A 1602-nucleotide genomic window follows, 5' to 3' on the forward strand; every position below is an offset into this window, starting at 1 on the left:
CCTAAGAACCGTACGTGACAGATTTCCCGTCATACGGCTCAAGCCTTCTTTTTATCCGAACAACTTATCTAATACACGGTACATGTACTAGTTTAGCAAATTCACCTGTAGAAACCTCTAGGTTTCGTACTGTAACTTTTTCTCCATTTTGTAGAGTTTGTTTACACAACGCACAACGATATCCTTGTTTTCTTGCGAGTTTCATCCTATCTAAAGTATTTTCGCTATTAAAGACCTTACGGTCTCTTTTTTCCCAATACTCTCTTAGACTTGGATCATCTGGGCTGTTTTTATAGGCTACCATGACATGCCGTTCTATCTTAATCCAGGACATCTTTAACAATTGAATGTTAGTAACTGGACATGTGAGAATCCATTTATTATTCCCACCGTGGTGGGGCTTCTTAAAATAACGCTGGCTAATCCATTTTCTCGACTTCTTTGGATGCAATTGTTTCAAATGCTTTCTCACTTTTAGGAAAATATAATTGTCCATGTAGCTGTAAGTCTTTTTGGATACGACATGTTCCCAATACTGTCCGTAGCCACGAATAATCGGGTTTAAAACACGTATTATTTCTTTTACTGGTCGTCCTCTCATCACAGAGAACGTATCCTTTATCTTGTTTTTAGCCTTTTTAATGCTTTCTCTGCTAGGTTTGATAAATAATTTCTTTCCTTGTCCCGTATTATATTGACGCAGCGAGAAGCCAAGAAAATCAAACCCGTCCTCAATATGTGTAACCCTAGTTTTATCCATACTAAGTGTAATTCCTCGTTTTTGTAAGTAAGGAGCGAGGTTTCGATACATGCTTTCCGCGCTTTCCTTCGTTTCCGTTACGATGACGAAGTCATCTGCGTAGAGAACACGTCCTATCTTACATTTGGGGTCGATTTTATATCCTCCGTTTGGTTTGTATGTCTTTTTATAAACAATACCAATCTCTTCTTCCATACCGCATAAAGCGATATTAGCTAGAAGTGGAGACACGATCCCCCCTTGAGGGGTTCCTTCTGTTGTCGTATGAAGCATATCCTGCTCTATGTATCCCATTTTAAGCCACCTTTTAATGAGAATGTTTCCCGGAAACATAGATGTTTGTTCCACTATCCACTTATGATTAAGATGGTCGAAACATCCTAAAAAATCTCCTTCGAATACCCACTTTTTCTTGCTATTGGTGTTAAGCTTCTTAAACAGATTACTTATTGCATCATGTGTACTTCGTTTGGGACGAAAACCGTAGGAAGTAGGTTCAAATTTGACCTCCCATTGGGGTTCAAGTGCGTTTTTTACTACGTTTTGATAGACTCGGTCTCGCATCGTAGGAATACCCAAAGGTCTTAGCTTTCCGTTTTTCTTCGGAATAAACGTTCGTTTTGCTGGCTTTGGACGATGACGAAAGACATTGCATTGAACTAGTTGTTGATAAAGTTTGATACGTTCATTTGGTTTTGAGGCCGTATAGCCATCTACACCAGGTGTTCGCTTACCGTTATTCTGTTGTGTTACTCTGCGAATAGAAAGCAGTAAATTTGCTTTACTCCGAAGGAGTAAACGTTGAAGTTTCCTTACTTTTCTTTGTTGATTTTGTTGTTCGG

1 protein-coding gene is annotated in these 1602 nt (G+C 39.0%); it reads right to left on the minus strand.

Features of this window, described 5'->3' with window-relative positions:
* Positions 1-64 precede the first annotated feature (64 nt).
* A partial coding sequence (gene ltrA / locus ACFX4W_RS05720) for a group II intron reverse transcriptase/maturase (RefSeq protein WP_377559303.1) occupies positions 65-1602 on the minus strand: 1538 nt, incomplete at its 5' end.

This window comes from Priestia sp. YIM B13489 (genome assembly GCF_042787645.1).
Classification (GTDB): domain Bacteria; phylum Bacillota; class Bacilli; order Bacillales; family Bacillaceae_H; genus Priestia; species Priestia megaterium.